The 21,997-nt window shown below is 63.3% G+C and carries 21 protein-coding genes and 1 pseudogene; 18 read left to right on the top strand and 4 right to left on the bottom strand.

From position 1 onward, the window contains the following. Window position 1: 1 nt before the first annotated feature. On the bottom strand, window positions 2-1,603 hold the full coding sequence (locus ACSMXN_RS02535; protein WP_022913700.1) for an MDR family MFS transporter: 1,602 nt from the start codon (window positions 1,601-1,603) through the stop codon (window positions 2-4). Window positions 1,604-1,861: 258 nt separating this feature from the next. On the opposite strand from ACSMXN_RS02535, the gene ACSMXN_RS02530 reads away from it, so the two are divergent. Both ACSMXN_RS02530 and ACSMXN_RS02525 read left to right on the top strand, forming a co-directional pair. Then, the gene (locus ACSMXN_RS02530; RefSeq protein WP_022913699.1) at window positions 1,862-2,713 is read left to right on the top strand and encodes an NAD-dependent epimerase/dehydratase family protein; all 852 of its coding nucleotides are present in this window, start codon (window positions 1,862-1,864) and stop codon (window positions 2,711-2,713) included. Next, window positions 2,698-4,134 (top strand): MFS transporter, encoded by a 1,437-nt coding sequence (locus ACSMXN_RS02525; protein WP_022913698.1) that lies wholly within the window; start codon window positions 2,698-2,700, stop codon window positions 4,132-4,134. The genes ACSMXN_RS02530 and ACSMXN_RS02525 overlap by 16 nt, the downstream gene beginning before the upstream one ends. A 23-nt stretch (window positions 4,135-4,157) precedes the next feature. Here the strand turns inward: ACSMXN_RS02525 and ACSMXN_RS02520 are convergent, their stop codons facing one another. After that, a complete protein-coding gene (locus tag ACSMXN_RS02520) occupies window positions 4,158-4,568 on the bottom strand; it encodes a VOC family protein (RefSeq protein ID WP_035943955.1) in 411 nt (136 codons plus the stop codon). A gap of 135 nt (window positions 4,569-4,703) precedes the next feature. On the opposite strand from ACSMXN_RS02520, the gene ACSMXN_RS02515 reads away from it, so the two are divergent. From ACSMXN_RS02515 to ACSMXN_RS02440, 16 genes and pseudogenes are all read left to right on the top strand, one after another. Continuing rightward, window positions 4,704-5,033 (top strand): hydrogenase maturation nickel metallochaperone HypA, encoded by a 330-nt coding sequence (locus ACSMXN_RS02515; protein ID WP_022913696.1) that lies wholly within the window; start codon window positions 4,704-4,706, stop codon window positions 5,031-5,033. Between the two features lie 166 nt (window positions 5,034-5,199). Then, on the top strand, window positions 5,200-5,832 hold the full coding sequence (gene hypB, locus ACSMXN_RS02510) for a hydrogenase nickel incorporation protein HypB (RefSeq protein WP_455407679.1): 633 nt from the start codon (window positions 5,200-5,202) through the stop codon (window positions 5,830-5,832). Window positions 5,833-5,947: 115 nt separating this feature from the next. After that, window positions 5,948-7,006, top strand: coding sequence for an NADH-quinone oxidoreductase subunit B family protein (locus ACSMXN_RS02505; protein WP_027139529.1), 1,059 nt, complete (start codon window positions 5,948-5,950; stop codon window positions 7,004-7,006). A 164-nt stretch (window positions 7,007-7,170) separates the two neighbouring features. Then, a pseudogene (locus ACSMXN_RS02500) lies at window positions 7,171-8,906 on the top strand (nickel-dependent hydrogenase large subunit). A gap of 20 nt (window positions 8,907-8,926) precedes the next feature. Continuing rightward, window positions 8,927-9,892, top strand: coding sequence for a NifU family protein (locus ACSMXN_RS02495; RefSeq protein WP_022913692.1), 966 nt, complete (start codon window positions 8,927-8,929; stop codon window positions 9,890-9,892). Next, the gene (locus tag ACSMXN_RS02490; RefSeq protein WP_022913691.1) at window positions 9,889-10,557 is read left to right on the top strand and encodes a DUF5947 family protein; all 669 of its coding nucleotides are present in this window, start codon (window positions 9,889-9,891) and stop codon (window positions 10,555-10,557) included. The genes ACSMXN_RS02495 and ACSMXN_RS02490 overlap by 4 nt, the downstream gene beginning before the upstream one ends. Next, window positions 10,557-11,210, top strand: a complete 654-nt coding sequence (locus ACSMXN_RS02485; protein WP_022913690.1) for a DUF6084 family protein — start codon at window positions 10,557-10,559, stop codon at window positions 11,208-11,210. Before ACSMXN_RS02490 ends, ACSMXN_RS02485 begins: the two co-directional genes overlap by 1 nt. Further along, window positions 11,207-12,610 carry a hypothetical protein gene (locus ACSMXN_RS02480; RefSeq protein ID WP_022913689.1) on the top strand — a complete coding sequence of 468 codons (1,404 nt, stop codon included), beginning with the start codon at window positions 11,207-11,209 and terminating at the stop codon, window positions 12,608-12,610. The genes ACSMXN_RS02485 and ACSMXN_RS02480 overlap by 4 nt, the downstream gene beginning before the upstream one ends. A 4-nt stretch (window positions 12,611-12,614) precedes the next feature. Further along, a complete protein-coding gene (locus ACSMXN_RS02475) occupies window positions 12,615-12,734 on the top strand; it encodes a DUF6893 family small protein (protein WP_022913688.1) in 120 nt (39 codons plus the stop codon). A gap of 40 nt (window positions 12,735-12,774) precedes the next feature. Further along, a complete protein-coding gene (locus tag ACSMXN_RS02470; protein WP_022913687.1) occupies window positions 12,775-13,311 on the top strand; it encodes a hydrogenase maturation protease in 537 nt (178 codons plus the stop codon). Window position 13,312: 1 nt separating this feature from the next. Continuing rightward, window positions 13,313-13,564: a HypC/HybG/HupF family hydrogenase formation chaperone gene (locus tag ACSMXN_RS02465; RefSeq protein WP_022913686.1), complete on the top strand. Its 252-nt coding sequence runs from the start codon at window positions 13,313-13,315 to the stop codon at window positions 13,562-13,564. Then, window positions 13,561-15,987 (top strand): carbamoyltransferase HypF, encoded by a 2,427-nt coding sequence (gene hypF, locus ACSMXN_RS02460; RefSeq protein ID WP_022913685.1) that lies wholly within the window; start codon window positions 13,561-13,563, stop codon window positions 15,985-15,987. Before ACSMXN_RS02465 ends, hypF begins: the two co-directional genes overlap by 4 nt. After that, window positions 15,978-16,283 (top strand): HypC/HybG/HupF family hydrogenase formation chaperone, encoded by a 306-nt coding sequence (locus ACSMXN_RS02455; RefSeq protein WP_022913684.1) that lies wholly within the window; start codon window positions 15,978-15,980, stop codon window positions 16,281-16,283. Before hypF ends, ACSMXN_RS02455 begins: the two co-directional genes overlap by 10 nt. Further along, window positions 16,280-17,389 (top strand): hydrogenase formation protein HypD, encoded by a 1,110-nt coding sequence (gene hypD / locus ACSMXN_RS02450; protein ID WP_022913683.1) that lies wholly within the window; start codon window positions 16,280-16,282, stop codon window positions 17,387-17,389. The genes ACSMXN_RS02455 and hypD overlap by 4 nt, the downstream gene beginning before the upstream one ends. Continuing rightward, window positions 17,382-18,446 carry a hydrogenase expression/formation protein HypE gene (hypE, locus tag ACSMXN_RS02445; RefSeq protein WP_022913682.1) on the top strand — a complete coding sequence of 355 codons (1,065 nt, stop codon included), beginning with the start codon at window positions 17,382-17,384 and terminating at the stop codon, window positions 18,444-18,446. Before hypD ends, hypE begins: the two co-directional genes overlap by 8 nt. Before the next feature lie 4 nt (window positions 18,447-18,450). Continuing rightward, window positions 18,451-19,233, top strand: a complete 783-nt coding sequence (locus tag ACSMXN_RS02440; RefSeq protein WP_022913681.1) for a DUF6390 family protein — start codon at window positions 18,451-18,453, stop codon at window positions 19,231-19,233. 116 nt (window positions 19,234-19,349) lie between these two features. Here the strand turns inward: ACSMXN_RS02440 and ACSMXN_RS02435 are convergent, their stop codons facing one another. Beyond that, window positions 19,350-20,339: an aldo/keto reductase gene (locus ACSMXN_RS02435; protein WP_022913680.1), complete on the bottom strand. Its 990-nt coding sequence runs from the start codon at window positions 20,337-20,339 to the stop codon at window positions 19,350-19,352. Window positions 20,340-20,377: 38 nt separating this feature from the next. After that, a complete protein-coding gene (locus ACSMXN_RS02430) occupies window positions 20,378-21,844 on the bottom strand; it encodes an MDR family MFS transporter (RefSeq protein WP_081649160.1) in 1,467 nt (488 codons plus the stop codon). Window positions 21,845-21,997 lie beyond the last annotated feature (153 nt).

The following is a 21,997-nucleotide window of genomic DNA, read 5'->3' as shown; positions in this document are numbered from 1 at the left end:
ATCAATGCATCCCGCCGGAAGCGATCATGGCGTCTTCGGCGGTCTGCTCTCCGGCGGAGTTCGCCGTCCGCAACTGAACCTGATTGATGAAGCACGCGGCAACCACGCTCAGGAGCGAGATCGGCACTGCGACCACGAAAATAGTGTCGATCGCATGCGAATACGCCTGGATGATTCCCTCGTGCAGGGCCGGATTCGTCGTCTTGAGCGCGTCCAGGGCTTGCGGGCTCTGGACGAGCTGAGCGACCTTGTCCCCACCGCCGGCGAGCACCTCCGGCGGCAGGAAGTTGTGGAATTCCGCCGCGATTCGAGCCGTCAGAACGGCACCGAGCGCCGACGCCCCGATCGCACCGCCCATCGACCGGAAGAAGGTGACCGATGACGTACCTACGCCCATTTGTTTGGCGGGTACGGCGTTCTGCACGACCACAGTCAGTACCTGCATGAACAGGCCCAGGCCGGAGCCGAACACGAACACGTACACGCCCACCGTGACCAGCGATGTATGCGCGCCGAGCTGCGTCAACAGCAGCAACCCGGCCGACACGACGATCGTGCCGGCGAGCGGAAACCAGCGATAGTTGCCCGTTCGAGATATGTAACGACCTGAGCTGATGCTCATCGTGAGCAGCCCGATCAGCAGCGGCAACAGCAGCAGACCGGATGCGGTTGCCGAGACGCCGTGCACGAGCTGCATGTATTGCGGCAGAAACGCCAGCGCCCCGAACATCGCTATGCCGCTGATGAAGGAGATGGTGTTCGCGACCGTGAAGATCCGAAGCCTGAAGAGGTCCAAAGGCAAGATCGGTTCGGGCGCCAGACGCTCACGAATGACGAAGCAGGCCAGCAACACCGCACCCAGGAAGAACATCCCGATGATCTGCCAGGACGCCCATGGAAAGGTGGAACCGCCGGACTGGGTAGCCAGCAAGATCGCCGAAACTCCGGACACCAGCAAGAGGGCGCCCCACCAGTCGATCTTCACCTCGCGTTTGACCACCGGCAGGTGCAGGACGCGGTTGGCGACCACGAGCGCGACGATGCCGAGCGGAATGTTGATGTAGAAGATGAAGCGCCAGTTCAGGTTGTCGACCGCGAAGCCACCCGCGAGCGGGCCGACCACGCTGGAGACACCAAAGGTGGCGCCGAAGTAACCCTGGTAACGGCCGCGCGATCGGGGCGGGATCACGTCACCGATGATCGCGAAGACCAGCGAGATGATGCCGCCGCCACCGACGCCCTGCAAGCCCCGGAAGGCGATCAGCTGGTACATGTTCTGAGAGGCACCGCACAACGCGCTGGCGATGAGGAAGACCACGATGGCCAGCTGGAAGACTCGCTTGCGACCGTACAGATCGCCGGCTTTACCCCAGAGCGGCGTGGACGCGGTACTGGCCAGCAAGTAGGCCGTGATCACCCACGAGAGCAGGTCACTGCGATGGAAATCGCCGACGATGGTCGGCAGCGCCGTCGACACGATGGTCTGATCGAGAGACGCCAGAAACATGCCCAGCATGAGGCCCGACATGACGACGAGGATCTGCCGATGGGCCAGCCCGCTCTCGCCCGTCCCGACGGCGCCCGCTCTCGTTTCGGTGCTCAACTACTCGCCCCTCGCGGAGCCGACCATCGACCGAGCACCTTCGTCATCTCGCCACCATCGTCTTCAATTGTCCGCACGAAATGCCCTTGCCAATTGCCTTCTTGCACACCGACTGTCACGGTCAACGCAGATGAGCAGCCAACTTCAGGTTTACATGAGTCTGAACCGCGGGCAAAACCCGGGTGCCGAATTAGCCGCCGCGAGGACGCGCTGGTAGATCTGCTGTTACGGAGATTTGATCGTATCGAGGAGGCCATCATGGCGCGAGTAGCGGTAACAGGGGGCAGCGGCAAGCTGGGCCGGCACGTCGTGCGGGAACTGGCCGAACACGGTTGGGACGTCTTCTCCATCGATGTCGCGCCCAGCCCCGACCGCCCCCAGCGTTCCAGCCAGGTTGACCTGACCGATTTCGGGCAAACCTTGGAAGCCTTGACCGGGATCGACTCGCGTCATGACGGTGTCGACGCCGTCGTGCACCTGGCTGCCCTTCCGGCGCCAGGCCTGCGCACAAACTCGACGACTTTTCACAATAACCTGCCAGCCACCTACAACGTGTTTGCAGCTGCGCAGCGGGCGGGCATCAAGAACGTCGTCTGGGCCTCCAGCGAGACCGTGCTGGGCCTTCCCTTCGACGAGCCACCGCCGTATGTACCGGTCGATGAGGACTACCCACCGCGACCCAACAGCACCTATTCGCTCTGCAAGACCCTGGAAGAGGAGATGGCGCGGCAATTCTGCCGGTGGGATCCCGAGCTGAAGATGATCGGGCTGCGATTCTCCAACGTCATGAACGTTGAGGACTATGCCAACTTTGCTTCGTTCGATAGCGACCCGCGGCGCCGCAAGTGGAACCTGTGGGCCTACATCGACGGCCGCGACGGTGCGCAGGCAGTGCGCAAGGCTCTGGACCATAAGGCCACCGGCGCCGACGTCTTCATCGTCGCCAACGCGGACGGAGTCATGAGCCGTCCGAATGCCGAACTTCTGGCCGAGATCTTTCCCGACGTCCCGTACAAGCGCGAAGTCGGACCGCACGAGACGTTGCTGTCGATCGACAAGGCCCGCCGCGTACTCGGCTACGAGCCCCAGCACAGTTGGCGGGACAGCTGAGCGGCGAGGCGGCGGTCAGCGGCTACCGCCGGAGTGTGGCGCTGCTCGTCGCCGGCACGCTCTTCATGGAGATCCTCGACGCGACGATCATTTCGACCGCGGCACCCTCGATCGGGGCGAGCTTGGGGGTCGATTCGGCCTCGGTCTCCGTGGCGGTCACGGCCTATCTGATCTCGGTCGCGGTGCTCGTACCGCTCAGCGGCTGGCTTTCACAACGCTGGGGCATGCGGCGTGTCTTTCTCAGCGCCATCGTCATCTTCACGCTCTCGTCCGCGCTGTGCGCTGCGAGCACCAATCTCGCCGAGCTCGCAACCTTTCGCATCCTGCAGGGTGTCGGCGGGGCGATGATGGTGCCGGTCGGAAGACTTTCAGTGCTACGCAACACCAGCAAGGCCGAACTCGTTCGAGCCGTCGCCCTGCTGACCTGGCCGGCGCTGGCCGCGCCAGTTGTGGCGCCGCTCCTCGGTGGCGTGCTGGCCACGTATGCAAGCTGGCGCTGGATCTTCTTGATCAACATCCCGCTCGGTATCGTGGCGCTCGGGTTCGGCTACCGGCTACTGGATCGTGAACTCGACACCCGGCCGGGCCCTCTTGATGTCCGCGGCCTGATCTTGTCCGGCACCGGCCTCGGCCTGCTCGTCTGGGCCACCTCGTTGCTGTCGACCAACTCGCCGAACTGGACACTGACGGCTGGATTCGCCGCGGGCGGCGCGGTGCTCGTGACGCTGGCAATCCGTCATCTCCTGACGACCGCACATCCACTCTTGCAGTTGAAGATACTGCGGATTCCGACCATGCGGACCGCTCAGGCCGGCGGCGGCATCTTCCGCCTGACGGTCAGCGCCGTGCCCTTCCTGTTACCGCTGATGTTCCAAGATGCCTTCGGCTGGACAGCGGTCCGCGCAGGATCCATCGCCTTGTTCGTGTTCGTCGGGAACCTCGTAATCAAACCGGCGACAACACCGCTGCTTCGGCGTTTCGGCTTTCGCGCCATGCTCGTCGGGGCCACCGTGATTGTCGCGGCGACGATGGTCGGTGCCGGCTTTCTCACCGCCGGGACGCCGATCTGGTTGATCATCGTCCTGATCACGATTAGTGGCGCCGCACGATCCGTCGGTTTCACCGGGTACAACACGATCGCCTTCGCCGATATACCGTCCGATGGGATGACCGGCGCCAACACCCTCGCCTCGACCCTGCAACAGCTTGCCGCCGGCTTCGGGGTGGCAGTCGCGGCCATTTCGCTGCAAGCAGGCTCGGCGGGGCACCTCGAGGTCGGTTCCGGGACGGGCCCGTTTCGGCTGGCATTCATGGTTATTGCCGCATTGACTCTCTTCGCCATTGCCGAGGCCGTCGTGCTGGGCAAGGAGGCCGGCGAGAACATCAGACCTGCGGCGCGGGCCGCCCGAACGAGCGTCTAGGCCCTACCGCCAGCGGAACGGCGTTACGCCGACGAGGGATCGGCGAACAACTCGAGTTGGATGTTGTCCGGGTCCCGCAGAACGAGCAATGCCGCACCCGGAATCGAGTTTGCCGGCGCGATTGGGGAGTACCGGACGCCGGCGGCCGCGAGCCGCCTCTCCCAGTCGTCCAGTTCGGCGCGGTCTGCCACCGCGAACGCCAGATGATCCAGACCTACGCGTGTCTCATCGAATGCCTCTTGGCTTGCGCCTCGATGTTCGGTGAGGCCCAGCCTTGCCCGGAGACCGCTGTGCCGAAGGAAGATCTTGCGGCGTGCCCCATCGGGTGAAGCGTATTCGCCGTCCCTGAAGAACCCGAGCACCGCTACGTACCAGGCCGCGCTCAGCTCAACGTCGCGGACCGTAAGCCCGATGTGATGAATATCGGCAATCATGCACCCACGAGCTTTCGACAATGGAGCAGTGGTGGTCTCGCGAATCGTACGTGCCTCCGGCAGAAATCCGTACGGACGAGATTGCTGAGTTGGGGATACAGTGTTGCCGAGCCGAAGAGGTTTCGAGGTTTGCGAATGCATGAGCTTTCGATAGCCCAGAGTGTGGTTGAGGCGGTCACCGAACGCTTGCCGGACCGTCAGGTCTCGTATGTCGCGCTGCAAGTAGGCAAGCTCTCGGGTATAGAACCTGACGCACTCCGGTTCTGCTATGAACTCGTCACCGTCGACACGACGCTGGCCGGCTCCGTGCTCGAGATCGACGAGCCGGTCGGAGTCGCACGGTGCGAGGAATGCCAGGCCGACTTCAGGTTGGACACCCCCATCCTGTTGTGCGCCTGCGGCAGCGCGAATGTCCGTGTCGTCAGCGGCGACCAACTAGTGATCAGTTCAGTGAAGGTGGCCTGAAGTGTGCGCGACGTGCGGGTGCGGGGATGAGGTAGGCGTACGGATCACCGCCGTCAGCGGCCACGTAGCGCACAGGGGTCACCATCACGAGCATTCTGACCATGATCAACATACAGAACATGGTCATTCCACCGCCGAGGGCCAGACAATTTTTCTCGAACAACGCGTGCTTGCCAAGAACGATCTGCAAGCAGAGCGTAACCGCGCCTGGCTTGCCGACCGCGGTGTAGTCGCCGTGAATCTGATGAGTGCACCCGGTGCCGGAAAGACCACGCTGCTCGAGCGCAGCATCACCGAATTCGGCGCCGAACTCGGTATCTCGGTCATCGAGGGCGATCAGGAGACACTGCTCGACAGCGAGCGCATCGACGCCATCGGCAGCAAGGTAGTTCAGATCAACACCGGATCTGGATGCCATCTGGACGCTGAGATGGTGTGGCGCGGGCTGCATGAGCTGAACCCGACGCCCAATTCGCTGGTAATCGTGGAGAACGTCGGGAATCTGGTGTGCCCAGCGCTGTTTGATCTCGGTGAGAGCTACCGGGTTGTAATTACAGCCGTTACCGAAGGCGCGGACAAGCCGCTGAAGTATCCGCAGATGTTTCGGGCCGCCGATCTGGTTCTTCTCAACAAGGCGGATCTGCTGCCGTACCTCGATGTTGATGTTGAACAGTTCGCCACCAACGTTCGCTCGGTCAGTCCGAAAGCCGCGGTCGTGACCATCTCGGCTACACGCGGTGACGGCCTCGGCCAATGGCATGATCGACTGCAGCTATTAGGCCGAAACGGTTCGGCTTGACAGCCTGACGATACCGGCGTAGCAAGATCAATGCGTCGCACACGCAGGGCGAACCGCCCGCTCCGACGGCGTGGCAGGGCCTCAAAGCAGGTCCTTCTTTGGGGGTATGGCGCCGATGCCAACAGCCGAAGCGATCAAAGCCGAAGACACCCTGATCCACGTGCTGTGGATCAACGCAGGACTCAGTTGTGATGGGGACTCGGTCGCCCTGACCGCAGCCACGCAGCCAAGCGTCGAAGAGATCGCACTTGGTGCACTGCCGGGTTTGCCGAAGATTGCAGTGCACTGGCCGCTGATTGACTTCGAATCGGGACCCGAAGGCGGGACCGATGACTTCCTCGAGTGGTTCCGCAAGGCCGACCGCGGCGAACTCGACCCGTTCGTTCTCGTCGTCGAGGGATCAATACCCAACGAATCATTGCACGATGAGGGCTACTGGTGCGGCTTCGGAAACAATCCGGAGACTGGGCAGCCGATCACGACCAGCGAGTGGTTGGACCGTCTGGCGCCCAAAGCACTCGCCATCGTGGCGGCCGGGACCTGCGCGACCTACGGTGGCATCCACGCGATGGCCGGGAACCCAACGGGCGCGATGGGTGTCCCCGACTACCTCGGCTGGGAGTGGAAGTCCAAGGCCGGATTGCCCATCGTTTGTGTGCCCGGGTGCCCGATTCAGCCCGACAATCTCTCCGAGACCCTCGTCTACCTGCTTTACCAGGCTACGGGCCAAGCGCCGATGATTCCGCTGGATGAGTCGTTGCGACCAACCTGGCTGTTCGGCAACACCGTGCACGAGGGCTGCGATCGAGCTGGCTACTACGAACAAGGCGATTTCGCGACCGAGTATGGCTCACCGAAGTGCATCGTCAAACTCGGTTGCTGGGGCCCGGTCGTGAAGTGCAATGTCCCCAAGCGCGGCTGGATGAACGGAGTTGGTGGCTGCCCCAACGTCGGTGGCATCTGTATCGGTTGCACGATGCCCGGCTTCCCCGACAAGTTCATGCCCTTCATGGACGAGCCGCCAGGGGGCAAGCTGTCTACGACAGCGGTGGGGCTCTACGGCAGCGCCATCCGCAACCTCCGCAAGATCACCGGCCACACCCTGGACCAGGAACCAAAGTGGCGCAAGCCTGGTCGCGCTCTCACCTCCGGCGGCCAACGGACCTGGTCCTAGCTCCATCCGTAAATGATCAACCCGCACATGGTCAACCCGTAACCACGCAAGGCTGAACGTTTCGGACCGCGAAGCGAAGCGATCGGCCTCAGAGCTTAGGAATCGGCGATATGACATCGACCAGACCGCTCCAGACGAAACACACCGACAGCGACTTGGTCGAGATGGCTTGGGACCCGATCACACGCATCGTGGGTAGCTTGGGCATCTACACCAAGATCGACTTCAAGCAGCGAGTAGTTGCCGAATGTCACAGCACGTCGTCGATCTTCCGCGGCTACTCGATCTTCATGAAGGGTAAGGACCCGCGGGACGCGCACTTCATCACGAGTCGAATCTGCGGGATCTGTGGCGACAACCACGCGACTTGCTCGTGCTACGCCCAGAACATGGCCTACGGAGTCAAGCCGCCGCATCTGGGTGAGTGGATCGTGAATCTCGGCGAGGCCGCGGAATACATGTTCGACCACAACATCTATCAGGAGAACCTGCTCGCAGTCGACTACTGCGAGCGCATGGTCGCCGAGACGAATCCTGGGGTGCTCGAACAAGCCAACCGCACCGAGTCACCGCATGCCGGCGAGCACGGCTACAAGACGATCGGCGACATCATGCGATCGTTGAATCCGTTCACAGGTGAGTTCTACCGCGAAGCGCTGCAGGTCAGCCGCTACACCCGCGAGATGTTCTGTCTGATGGAGGGTCGGCACGTCCATCCGTCAACGCTCTATCCGGGCGGTGTCGGCACGGTCGCGACCATTCAGTTGATGACCGACTACATCAGCCGTTTGATGCGTTACGTCGAGTTCATGAAGAAGGTCGTGCCGATGCACGATGACCTGTTCGACTTCTTCTACGAGGCCCTGCCCGGGTACGAGCAAGTGGGCTTGCGGCGCACCTTGCTGGCTTGCTGGGGTTCGTTCCAAGACCCAGAGGTCTGCAACTTCCAGTACCGGGACATGACGCATGGGGCCGGGCCATGTTCGTCTCTCCGGGCATTGTCGTGGATGGCAATCTCGTCACCAATGACCTCGTCGACATCAACCTCGGTATCCGCATTCTGCTCGGCAGCTCCTACTACGACGACTGGGAGGGCCAGGAGACATTCGTTGCCCGGGACCCACTCGGCAACCCCGTCGATCGCCGCCACCCGTGGAATCAGCACACGAATCCTCATCCGCAGAAACGGGATCTGGACGACAAGTACAGCTGGGTCATGTCACCGAGATGGTTCGACGGCACCGACCACCTGGCTCTCGACACCGGCGGCGGTCCGATCGCACGGCTATGGGCAACCGCACTCGGCGGCCTTGTTGATGCCGGCGGCTACGTCAAGTCAACCGGTCACAGCGTTCAGATCAACCTGCCGAAGACGGCACTCAAAGGTCCGGTCAGCTTCGAATGGAAGATCCCGCAATGGAGTAACACGATCGAGCGCGGGCGGGCGCGCACCTACTTCCAGGCCTATGCCGCAGCGTGCGCTCTGCACTTCGCCGAACAGGCGTTGGTAGAGATCCGGGCGGGAAGGACCAAGACCTGGGAGAAGTTCGAGGTACCGGACGAAGGGATCGGCTGCGGCTTCACCGAAGCCGTGCGCGGAGTGCTCTCGCATCATATGGTGATTCGCGATGGCAAGATCGCCAACTACCACCCGTACCCGCCCACGCCGTGGAACGCCAATCCTCGCGATGTCTACGGCACGCCTGGCCCGTACGAAGACGCGGTACAGGGCCAACCGATCTTCGAGGAGAACGACCGCGACAACTTCCGCGGCATAGACATCATGCGTACCGTGCGCAGCTTCGATCCGTGCCTGCCATGCGGCGTCCATATGTACCTGGGCGACGGCAAGTCCATCGAGACCATGCACACCCCCACCGGCGCCGCGGGCGTCGAGTAGCGATCCGGACAGCCGCGGACATGTCGAACCCAACGTGGAGTGAAATCGGCACCGGCGGCCTGAGCGGATCGGCGCTGATCCACGCCAGCGGTGAGCGAATCGAGGCGCTGCTGACCGCCAGCTCGGCAAGTGGAGTGCTGGTTCGCGAGCGCTCGGAGGAACTGGTCCGGACCGTGGTCGAGTTGTACGGCGCCGGAATGCAACGGTTGCTCGACCTGCTGTATGACCTCGGCCGGCTTGACGACACTGTCCTCGAGGCCCTGGCCGACGATCAGCTGGTCGCCGGGCTGCTCCTGGTTCACGGCCTGCACCCCTATGACGTCGAAACCAGGGTTGCGCGCGCCCTCGATTCCGTACGTCCTTACCTTGGTTCGCATGGCGGTGACGTCGAACTGGTCGAGATAACAGCTGATGGTGTCGTCCGCCTTCGGTTGATGGGTAGCTGCGACGGTTGCTCCTCCTCGGCAGCCACGCTCGAATTGGCTGTGGACGGCGCGGTCCGCGACGCTGCACCGGAGATCGTAGAAATCCAGGTCCTTGCTTCGGCCGATTCTGCTCCGGCCGGCTTGTCCGCGGGTTCGGTGATCCCGGTATCGAGCCTGCGGGTGCGAACCGCAATGAGTGCCGACGGATCCGCAGGTTGGCAGACCCTCGCAGACGTCGACGAACTCGTCGAAGGACGCGCCGACCCGCGGGTCCTGGGCGGCCAGGCAGTCGTGGTTTGCACCGTCGGCACCGACCTGTTCGCATTCCGAGATGGGTGTCCGCATTGCGAATCCTCGGTCGGGGGCGCGACGATGCAACGGCGGGCGGGCGGGGCCATCGGGGCCGCCGTGCTGCGCTGCCCGGGCTGCGGTCATCATTTCGACGTCCGACATGCCGGCATCGGTATTGACGATGCGGACGAAACGCTTTACCCGTTGCCGCTGTTGGTGCGTGACGGTGAAGTGCGGATCGCGGTACCGGCAATTGGTTTGTCCACATGACTCGCGATGACCAGGTACCGGCGGGCGGCCTTTCCGTTCTGGCGAGGTTCGCTGCGGAGCGCACTTCACAACCTGACATCGAGCGTTGCGAAATGTGCGGCGAGAGCATTGGTGCCGTTCATTCACACGTCGTGAATCTGACCAGCCGCAGCCTGCTGTGTACCTGCCGACCGTGCACGCTGCTGTTCGCCTACGATCACGCCGAACTCAGATATCGGGCCGTACCTGATCGCTTCTTGTCGTTTCCCGGGTTGCTTCTGTCGCCCGCTGTGTGGGACGACCTGCAGATTCCGGTTGGCCTAGTGTTCCTGTTCCACAACTCAAACCTCGGGCACACGGTTGCGTTCTACCCCGGTCCGGCCGGTGCAACCGAATCCGAACTGCCGATGGGCGCCTGGGATGAGGTCGTCAGCGATCATCCCGAGCTCGGCATCGTCCTGCCCGACGTTGAAGCTTTGATCTTGCACGACAAGGGCGATCGCGGCGCCGAGTGCTATCTCGTTCCCATCGACAATTGCTATGAACTCGTTGGCCGGTTGCGACAGGTGTGGCGAGGTTTCGATGGCGGACAGGAGGCGCGCGCGCTGGTGGTGGACTACTTCGCCGACCTCGAGAGTCGCAGCCGGGTAGCACCTGCGTCGACGGACCGGGGTGCGGTCCCATGATGACCAAGCTGCACTTCGGCGTACTGGGCATCGAACCGGAGCCCTACGCTGCTTCACCCATTCTCACCGTGCGATTGGGCATCGAGGAGCTGAGCGGGACGGTCGTGCACGCAATCGCGCTGCGCTGCCAGGTGCGGATTGAACCGCAGAAGCGGCCCTACAGTGATTCAGAAGCGCTAGGTCTGCTCGATCTGTTCGGACACCGCGATCGTTGGTCCAACACGCTTCGCCCGTTTCTTTGGACTCAATGCACGAGCTTGGTGCAAGGCTTCACGGCCGCAACCGAAGCGGATCTGCCGTTACCCTGCACCTACGACTTCGAGGTGTCGGCCAGCAAGTACCTGCACTCGCTCGAAGGCGGCGCCGTACCGCTCGAATTACTTTTCAGCGGCACCATATTCACTCGTGGTGAGAGCGGATTCCAGGTTGAACAAGTGCCCTGGTCAGCAGCCGCCGGTTACGAAATGCCCGTCGCGGTCTGGCGCAGCGTGATGGATCTGCATTTTCCGAACAGTACCTGGATCCGGCTTGGTCACGATACATTCACCGCTCTACATCGTTTCAAATCCTCAGAGGGCCTGCTGCACTGGGACGACACCCTGGAGCGCCTGCTCCAGGCAGCAAGCGAGAACGTCACCAAGGCCTCGCCATGACTGAACCCATCGACCTGGCCAGGAACGTCGCTGACACCGTGCTGTACGAGGGTTACCTGCTTTATCCCTACCGTGCCAGCGCGAAGAAGAACCAGATTCGGTGGCAGTTCGGTGTGCTCGGTCCCCCGGGCGCGCGGTCCGGTGCCAGCGAGCCGGCAAGTCTGGGAGCACAATGCGTGCTGGCAGGGGCTGAGGATGCCTCTGTAACACTGCACCTGCGTTTCTTGCAGTTGCAGGCACGACGAGTTCAACAGTTGATCGAAGGTTCATTCGTAGCCACCACCGAACTGCTCGCGGCGGGAGAAACCTGGACCTCGTGGGACGAGGCGGTGCCGCAGGAGATCTCTATCGGCCCGCTGCTGCTGAAGGATCTGGTTGATCAGAAGGCACTTCCAGTGCGGGTGCCGGAATCGGAGCAGATCGAGGCGATCACCGCTGACGGCGAGACGCCACTCGGCCGGCTCGTCCGTCGTCGTGAAAGCCTGCTTGCCGAGGTACTGATCCGAGCGTTACCACTGGCGATGACTCCTGTCCAAGGCGACCCAGCCAAGCGCTGTTTCCAGCTTGACGTCAGGGTGCAGAATCAGACCCCGGGTGAGCCCGCGGACCGAGCGAGTGCGAGCGCACTCTCCTTTCTGGGCACCCACCTTCTGCTCGAGTCCGCTCAGTCCCGGTTCATCTCCTTGCTCGATCCGCCACCCTGGGCGGCTGCTGCGATCGACGCCTGTTCGAGTGAACGATGCTGGCCGATCATGGCATCAGACGATGACGACATCATGCTCATCTCGCCGATAATCCTGTACGACCACCCCGAGCTCGCAGCACAGAGCCCCGGAGCTCTCTTCGACGCCACCGAGATCGACGAGATCCTCACCTTGCGGGTGATGACGATGACCGATACGGAGAAGGCTGAAGCTCGCGCCACCGACCCGCACGCGGCGGCGATCATCGACCGCTGCGATGCCATGTCCGCGGCGGACCTCCAGTCGCTGCACGGCATCTTGCGCGATCCACACGGGCTCGACGACCGACGCCACGGTGCCGACGATCAGCGGTTTGATGTACCAACCTGGTCAGATACCGGCGGTAGACCCTGGTGGGATCCAGGCGTCGATGCCTCGGTGGATCCCGAACATGACTCGTTGATGATCGGCGGGTCTCGGGTATCGAGGGGCAGTCGCGTCCTGGTACATCCGCTGCGGCGGGCCGACGCGCAAGACATCTTCTTTGCGGGTAAGGCGGCGACCGTGGCCGCGGTCTTCGCCGACGTGGACGGAAACGATCATGTGGCTGTCGTCCTCAGCGAGGACGACAAGGCGAACCCAGACGATTGGTATGGCCGGTACCTGTATTTCGCACCGGAGGAGCTTGAACCCATCAACTCGGCACGAGAGGAATGAGCATATGCGTTTCATCGGAAGAGTGACGACCATCGCGCTCGCCGGCACCGCGATCCTGGCGGTGATCGTCGGTATCAGGTCAGTCCCTGATATCCAGCGGTATCTGCGGATGCGGTCGATGTAGCAGGGCGCGACCCGGCGACGGACCTGCGGAGAGGATTGCGATGCAACGGATCTTGGTGGCCGGGATCGGCAACATGTTCCTCAGCGACGACGGATTTGGCTCTGAGGTTGCACGCCGCCTGCTCGCGCAGGCGTACCCGGCGAGTCCACAGACCGAGGTTCGAACCGTCGACTACGGCATTCGGGGGACGCATCTTGCCTTCGATCTTCTCGACGGTTGGGACGCCCTGATCCTGATCGATGCAATCCCATCGCATGGCGCACCGGGCACGGTCCGGCTCGTCCAAGTCGACACCGAAAACGCTGGGGCGCCGCTGTTCGCGTCGCAGTTCGATGCACATGGCATGGACCCGCAGTCGATGCTGGCCGGAGTGACCGCATTGGGTGGCCAGTTGCCGGCGACCTATGTGGTCGGCTGCGAGGTGAGCACGGTCGAGGATGGCATCGGTCTGTCGGAGGCGGTTGCCGGTTCAGTAGCCCGGGGATGCGAGGTTGTTCGCGAACTTGTCGGGCACCTGACGTCCTGCCGGGCGCTCAGCACGTCAGCGGGACCATCGCCTGCGCCGGAGGTGAGCTGAGATGTGCCTTGGCATTCCCGGTCGAGTGGTCGAACTCGTTGCGGGCTACGAGGGGCAGCTCGTCCTGGTCGATGTGCAGGGCGCCGTGCGCAAGGTAAACGCCGGCATGCTCGAGCAACCGACACACCCGGGTGATTGGGTGTTGCTTCATCTCGGATTCGCGGTGGCAGTCATAGACGACGCCGAGGCACAACGCGCACTGTCCGGCCTTGAGTTGGTGGGCCGTCCGCTGGAGGTGCCCGAGTCACCGTGACCTCGACGCAGGCATTATCGGCCACCGCCGAAAGAGTTCGGCGCGAATTCACGGTGCGCGGCGTCGTCCAAGGAGTCGGGTTTCGCCCGTTCGTCTATGCCGAGGCCACGGCCCTCACGTTGAGTGGTTCCGTTCTCAACAACAGCGAGGGGGTCATCATCGAGGTTGAGGGCCGGCCAGCCGACGTCGAAGCCTTTGGATCGCGGCTCCGAGGGAACGCGCCGCCGCTTGCGATCGTGACGAGTATCGACTGTCGGGACCGGGATGTGTGCGGTGGCAGCGACTTTGTGATCACCGATTCGGTACAGGTCGACGGCGTTCGCACGCTCGCACCGCCGGACATTGCGACGTGCCCCGATTGTCTGCGTGAAATGGCCGACCCGACCAACCGCCGTTACCGCCACCCTTTCATCACCTGCACGAATTGCGGGCCAAGATTCACCATCATCGAAAGCCTTCCCTATGACCGGCCTGCGACGACGATGTCGGACTTCGCGATGTGCGACAGCTGCGCAGCCGAGTACGCCGACCCGACCGATCGGCGGTTTCACGCCCAGCCAATCGCCTGCCGCGAGTGCGGTCCCCGGTTGGAGTTTCTACTCGCCAGCGGGCAAGCAGCGCCCCCACAGTCCTACCGGCCCTACTGGGCGCAAGCTGGCGACCAGGCCGCGCTTGCTCTGGCTCAACGTGAGCTGGGCCGTGGCGCAATCCTGGCGGTGAAGGGTATGGGCGGCTACCACCTCGCCTGCGACGCGTTCAACGAGGCAGCGGTGGCAACGCTGCGCCGACGTAAAGGGCGCAACGACAAACCGTTCGCCATCATGGTGCGTGATGTAACGGTGGCAGCCGAACTGACGGTTGCCGACGCGTCAGAGCTGGCGCTGATGTCGAGCGGGCGCCGTCCGATCGTGTTGATCGGACGACGACCAGGCACCGACGTCGCTGAGGCTGTCGCTCCGGGCAACGCTGACCTTGGTGTGATGTTGCCTTACACACCGGTGCATACGCTGCTCTTCACTGGAGGCAACCTGCGCGCGCTGGTCATGACGTCAGCGAATCTGGCGGGCGAACCCATAGTCTTCGAGGACGCGGACGCTCTTGTCCGGCTGGCTGATATCGCAGACGGTTGGCTGCGCCACGATCGGAGGATTCTCGTTCCGGTCGACGACTCCGTGACCCGGATCGTCGACGGCGCTGAGCTGCCGCTTCGACGTTCGCGCGGCTACGCCCCGCTGCCGGTGGCGCTGCCCTTCGACGTCGGACCGATACTCGCCGTTGGTGCAGATCTAAAGAATGCCTGCTGCGTCGGGGACGGCCGCAACGCCTGGCTTTCACAGCACGTCGGCGACATGGACGATCTGCGCACGCTACAGGCCTTTGCCCGGACATCAGCACACTTGAGCGAGCTGACCGGCGTGAGTCCGGTGGAGCTCGCCGCTGATGCGCACCCCGGCTATCGCTCCGGTCAGTGGGCCCGGCGGGCAGGGCTGCCGGTGCACAGCGTGCAGCATCACCATGCACACGTCGCATCGCTGATGGCCGAACACGGGCTGGACGGTGACGAGCCGATAATCGGTTTCGCCTTTGATGGAACTGGGTTCGGCACCGATGACGCCATCTGGGGCGGCGAACTGCTCATCGCGGACTATCGCCAGTTTCATCGTTTCGCGCACTTGCAATACGTTCCGCTAGCGGGTGGCGATGCGAGTGTCGAGCGCCCCTACCGAATGGCACTGGCGCACCTGCACAGCGCCGGGGTCCCATGGTCAGCTGACCTGCCATGCGTTTCTGCCTGCCCCGCAACGGAAAGGCAGCTGCTGGCGCAGCAACTGGGTAGCGGGTTCGGCTGTGTTCCGACCTCGAGTATGGGCCGCCTGTTCGACGCGGTCAGCGCGCTCGCCGGTATTCGACAGGTCGCCGGTTACGAAGCGCAGGCGGCCATCGAGCTCGAGGCAGCCAGTCGAGGGGTTCCGGCCGGTCGCCCATACCACTATGAAATAGGCGCGAACGGTGTCATTGGCACCGCGTCGATCATTCGGGCCGCCGCGATGGACGTGCTCGCCGGAGTCAGCCCCGATGTGATCGGCGCGCGATTCCACGCCGCCACGGTTGGCCTTGTCAGCGACCTCGCCGTCCGAGCGCGCGACCAACTCGGCCTGAACACCGTCGGCCTGACCGGTGGGGTCTTCCAGAACGCCACGCTACTTGCTGGCGCATCGGCCGCCCTACGTAGGCGGGGTTTCACGGTTCTCCGGCACCGGCTCGTGCCACCGAATGACGGCGGCATCGCCCTCGGCCAATTGGTCATAGCGGCGAACGCCCAGAACGTGGGGCACGCCCAACAGACGGCGAACGCCCGACAGACGGCGAACGCAGAGGAGACGGCCGAGTCATCGGCCAGAGGAGGCAGACCATGTGCTTAGCAATTCCGGGACGGGTCGTGAAATGCTACGAGCGCGACGAAACTCCGATGGCCGAGGTGGACTTTGGCGGCGTGCTGAAAGAGGTTTGCCTGCAGTACATTCCCGACGCGACAATGGGCGAATACGTCATCGTGCACGTGGGCTTTGCCATCCAACGACTCGATGAAGTCTCCGCCTTGCAGACGCTTGCCAACCTCGGCAACCTCGGCCTGTTGGAACAGGAATTCGGCGACGGGTTCAGACGCGACGCCCAGCAATCGGGGCCGCGCGATATACCCACCGAGGCAGTGCGATGAAGTACCTCGAGGAGTTCAGCGATCCCGAACTCGCGACCCGACTGCTGAACAGCATCCGAGCCGTCACCACCCAACGCTGGGCGATCATGGAGGTCTGCGGCGGCCAGACCCACTCGATCATCCGACACGGTATCGATCAGCTTCTTCCCGATGAGGTCGAGATGATTCACGGACCAGGCTGCCCGGTCTGTGTGACGCCGTTGGAAGTCATCGACAAGGCTCTCGCCATCGCGGCGCTGCCCGACGTCATCTTCTGTTCTTTCGGCGACATGCTCCGGGTACCTGGTAGTAGCGAAGACCTGTTCCGGGTCAAGAGCGCGGGCGGGGACGTCCGAGTGGTGTACTCACCGATGGACGCCTTAGCGCTGGCGCGCGACAATCCTGAGCGACAGGTGGTGTTCTTCGGCATCGGATTCGAAACAACCGCCCCGGCAAATGCCATGACGGTGTACCAGGCCAAGCGCCTGGGCGTCGAGAACTTCTCCTTGCTGGTGTCCCACGTCCTGGTGCCTCCTGCGATCGCGGCGATCATGGAATCGCCGCAATGTCGGGTGCAGGGTTTCCTCGCGGCCGGACACGTGTGCAGTGTCATGGGCACGACGGAGTACCCCGCGCTGGCAGAGAGGTACAAAGTACCCATCGTCGTAACGGGATTCGAGCCGCTCGATATTCTGGCCGGCATCCGCCGTACGATCATCCAGCTCGAATCCGGTCGTCACGAGCTCGAGAACGCCTATCCGCGCGCTGTTACCGCAGCGGGCAACCGAGCAGCCATCGCGATGCTTCGAGACGTCTTCGAGGTGACCGATCGGTCCTGGCGAGGTATCGGCATGATCCCCGCGAGCGGCTGGAAGCTATCGGACAGCTACCGTGCTTACGACGCCGAGCTTCGCTTCGACGTCGGCGGCATCCACACCGACGAGTCTTCGCTGTGTCGATCTGGCGAGGTGCTGCAAGGGCTTATCAAGCCACATGAATGTGCTGCCTTCGGCAAAGAATGCACGCCCCGCAACCCCCTAGGTGCGACGATGGTCTCCGCCGAGGGCGCTTGCGCGGCGTATTACCTCTACCGCCGGCTTGAGCTGACAGCCGCCCACCATGGCTGATTCTCCTTCGATCGACATGGATTCGTGGACCTGTCCGGTTCCGCTGCGTGATTCGCCCACCATCGTGATGGGCCACGGTGGCGGCGGTGCGATGTCGGCCGAGCTGATCGAGCACCTCTTCCTGCCAGGCTTCGGGGAGGCGGCTCATGCCGAACTGGGTGATTCCGCCGTCCTGCCACCAACCGGAAGACGGTTGGCATTCTCGACTGACTCGTTCGTCGTACGTCCATTGTTCTTCCCCGGCGGCAGCATCGGCGACCTAGCCATCAACGGCACCGTCAACGATCTCGCGATGTCGGGGAGCCACCCGCTGTATCTCTCGACGTCATTCATCCTCGAGGAAGGCACTCCCCTCGACACCATCGGGCGGGTCGCACAGGCGATGGGGGCAGCCGCAACCGCTGCCGGGGTCCAGCTGGTGACCGGTGACACCAAGGTGGTCGATGCCGGTCACGGCGACGGCATCTACATCAACACTGCCGGCATCGGAGTCGTGCAGGACGGTGTGGACATCAGAGCAGGCCGGGCCGTGGCCGGGGACACCATCATCGTAAGCGGGGCCATCGGCCTGCACGGTATCGCGATCTTGAGCTGCCGGCAGGGCCTGCAGTTCGGCACCACGATTGCCAGTGACTGCGCAGCGCTGAATGGCCTCGTTGACGTGATGCTCGCCACCGGAGCTGATATCCACGTGCTGCGTGATCCGACCCGCGGTGGGTTGGCTGCCTCGCTGAACGAGATCGCGCGGGCCGCCAAAGTAGGTATGAACATTGTCGAACGGGAGGTGCCCGTACCAGAGTCGGTGGCGAATGCGTGCAGCCTGTTGGGGCTCGACCCGCTCTATGTGGCCAACGAAGGCAAGCTGGTGGCGATTGTCGCGGCGGCCGACGCAGACCGGGTGCTGGCGGCTATGCAAGGCCACGAGCTGGGTAAAGAGGCAACGATCATCGGCGAGTGCGTATCCGATCACGCCGAAATGGTGGTGGCCAGGACGGCGCTGGGCGGTAACCGCGTCGTTGACCTGCCGATCGGCGAGCAGTTGCCGAGGATCTGCTGATCAGATGACCGGCACCCAGCAGTTCACCGCCACGGGCCACCGAATGTTCGCCCAATACGCCTATCCGCCAAACCGGCTCGGCTACTGCGGGCCAGCGGACTCGTCCGGTTTGCTGGACATCGCTGCAGGCACGACGGATGGCTCACGATCCCAGAGCGCCGCTGACGCAAATCCGGGTATCCGCGAACTGGCAAGGGCATTCGACGGAGCGTGGATCTATCTCGACATCATCGGCGAGGCAACGGGCCTCGATCCGTTGGATCCGCAAGTGGTCGAGGCCTACTGGATCGGCAACGATCTCCTCGAGAAAATCGACCCGGTGAGATTCGTAGCGACTGTCAAGTCTCGTTTCTCGTCCGAGATCGGGGCGTATTGGGCCGGGCTCGATGGCAACGGGCCGCCGAGCGTGCCGCATCACGGCTTTCAGGTCTTCACGATCTATCCCTGGGTTCCATTGCTGGGTAAGGGGGAAACCGCGCTGACGGTGCTGGATCGTTGCCGGATCCGGTGGGGCCAGGTGGAGTTCGTCGATGACGATCATCTCGTGGTGAGCTGCCAAAAACTCAGGTGGGACGGCCACGAGCTCGGGTTGGGCCCCGTTGAGGTCGAGCGCGCTCGGTGGGCCGAGCAAGGCAGGTCGCTTATTTCAGTACCCGAGCGTGGGCAATGGCTGGCCTTGCACTGGGATTGGGCGTGTGCGCCGCTTACCGAGGCGCAGCTGCATCAGCTGCAGCGTCGGACGTTCGCTCAGCTCGACACCACCAATCGTGCCATCGCCCAGAGCTGAGCCGGGCAAGGTTGGTATACCGCTGGGTCGCTATGGCGACGTGCCGGTATACCAACCTGCGCGGGGGACAATCCCCTACCCGGCTCCCCTACCCAGCTCCCCTACCAGGCTCTCTCCTACCAGGCATAGTCCTCGGGCGCCGTCTTGTGACCCGGGAAGATCTCGTCCAGCCTCGTCAATGCCTTCTCATCGAGGGTGACGTCCAAGGCGCGGACTGCGGCATCGAGCTGCTCCTGCGTCCGGGGGCCGACAATCGGTGCGGTCACTGCCGGTTGGTGAAGCAGCCACGCCAGCGCCACGTCGCCGGGTTCGTGGCCGAGTTCTTCGGCAAAGCTCTCGTACGCCTCGATCTGAGGACGATTCCGTTGTACCGTCTCGGCCGCACGGCCCTCTAGGCGGCGAATGCCTTCACGGTCCTTGCGAAGCACGCCCCCGAGCAATCCGCCGTTCAGCGGCGACCAGGGGATCAGACCGAGGCCGTAATGTTGCGCGGCCGGAATCACTTCGAGCTCGATGGTCCGCTCGGCAAGGTTGTAGAAAGATTGTTCACTAACCAGGCCAGTGAAGTTGCGCTTGGCGGCAGCGCCCTGAGCCTGCGCGATATGCCACCCGGCGAAGTTGCTGCTACCCACGTAGAGGATCTTGCCCTGGTTAACGGCAACCTCGATGGCTTGCCAGATCTCATCCCACGGCGTGCGCCGGTCGATGTGGTGGAACTGGTACAGGTCGATGTAGTCGGTCTTGAGACGGCTGAGGCTGGCGTCCAGAGCACGCCGGATGTTCAACGCCGACAACTTGCCCTCGTTCGGCCAGTCGCTCATTGAGCCGTACAGCTTGGTGGCAATGACGGTGCGCTCGCGCCGTCCGCCTCCCTGAGCGAACCAGTTTCCGATGATCTCTTCGGTTCGTCCGCTGTAGCCGGTATCGCCTGCGTTGCGGGCACGGCCATACATGTTGGCGGTATCGAAGAAGTTGATTCCGTATTCGTGTGCCGAATCCATGATGGAGTGGGAGTCGGCTTCGCTGGTCAGGGGGCCGAAGTTCATGGTGCCTAGGCAAAGGCGACTGACGGCCAGGCCGGAGCGGCCGAGATGCGTGATCTTCATACCTTCACCATGCTGGGCGCGGGGACCGATGTCCAGGGCTAGCCGGTGAGTGATTCGCTACCCGTCACTGTGGCGCCCGTCGCTCCGGGTCCGGCGGGGACGTCCTGGCCGGCGACGGGCTCTGGTTTACCCCCGGGCACCAGCGAAACCGCCACGGCCATCACCAACGAGAGCACGACCACGCCGATGAAGACGTGCTGGGTGGCCACCGTGAGGGCGACGCGAGATGCGAAGCCCGAGCCCGCGACCACGGTGGAACCAGAGGCAGAACTCGATTGCGTGTTCGGCTGTGCGGCGAGCGTGGCGTTGGCGATGGCACCGAAGACCGCCACCCCGAGAGCGCTTCCCAATGACCTGCAGAAGAGGTTGTTGCCCGTGACGACGCCACGCTCCCGCCACCCGACGCTGGACTGGGCGGCAATCAGGGTGGGAGAAGCGACGAGGCCCATGCCGAGTCCGATGACGAAGCAGGTCGCACCGACCTGAAGCACGCTCGAGGACTCGTCCAAGAGGGTGAGCAATCCGGTCCCGATGATCGCGAAAACGCATCCGACCAGCGCGCACTGGCGGAAACCGATGCGCAAGTAGAGTTTGCCCGCCTGGGATGCGGCAACGGGCCAGCCCAGGGTCAGCGTGGCCAGCGCGAAGCCGGCGACAACCGGACCGGTACCCAACACGTCCTGGACGAACGTCGGTATGTAGGAGGTCAAGCCCAGGACGGTCGCGCCGACCGCCGCCGAGACCAGGCTGCTCGTCACCAGCAGCCGTCGACTGAACACCCACAACGGCAGTATCGGTTCGGGCACCCGTTTCTCGACCATGACGAACGCGAAGATCAACACCGCCCCGGCGATGAGGATGCCCAAGCCCGGCACGGACAACCACGCCCAGGACTGACCACCCTCGAGCACGCCCAATATCAGCAGGGTGCAGCCAGTGGTGAGCAGGGCCGCGCCTCGATAATCGATGCGCGGATTGCCTCGCTCGACCCGCTCGGAGAAATTACGAACGAGCATCACGGTCGCCAGGATGCACAGCGGGATGTTGACGAAGAAGATCCAGCGCCAGGAGATGTATTCGGAGAACACGCCACCCAAGGTCGGCCCCACCACGGACGAGACACCCCAGACGCTGGCCAGATAGCCTTGGACTTTCGCGCGTTCCTGCAGCGAATACAGGTCGCCCACGATCGTCATGCTGATCGGTTGGACGGCCCCAGCGCCGAGTCCCTGCACCACCCTGAAGGCGATGAGGACCTTCATATTCCACGCGAAACCGCACAGGATCGAACCGAACAGGAAGAGCCCGATGCCGAACAGGATCAGCGGTTTGCGTCCGAACAGATCCGAGAGCTTGCCGTACACCGGCACAGTCACGGCTTGGGCAAGCAGATAGATCGAGAACAGCCACGGAAACTCGGAGAAGCCCCCGATGCTGGACACGATCGAGGGCACCGCGGTGGCGATGATCGTCGAATCGATTGCCACGAGCGCGGTGGAGAGCATCAAGGCGATCAGGATCGGCCCGCGCTCGGAGCGCAGGCCGACCCCGCCGCGCGCACCGGTCGAAGTCACTCACTTGATGGTGCCAGAGCGCGTATCGAATGAATCTGGCGTGTCGGAGAATGTGAGCTAAGTGTCCCCAGATGGTGCACTAAC

The sequence above is a fragment of the Parajatrophihabitans canadensis genome (assembly GCF_053764775.1).
This window is presented reverse-complemented; position numbering and strand designations above follow the sequence as displayed.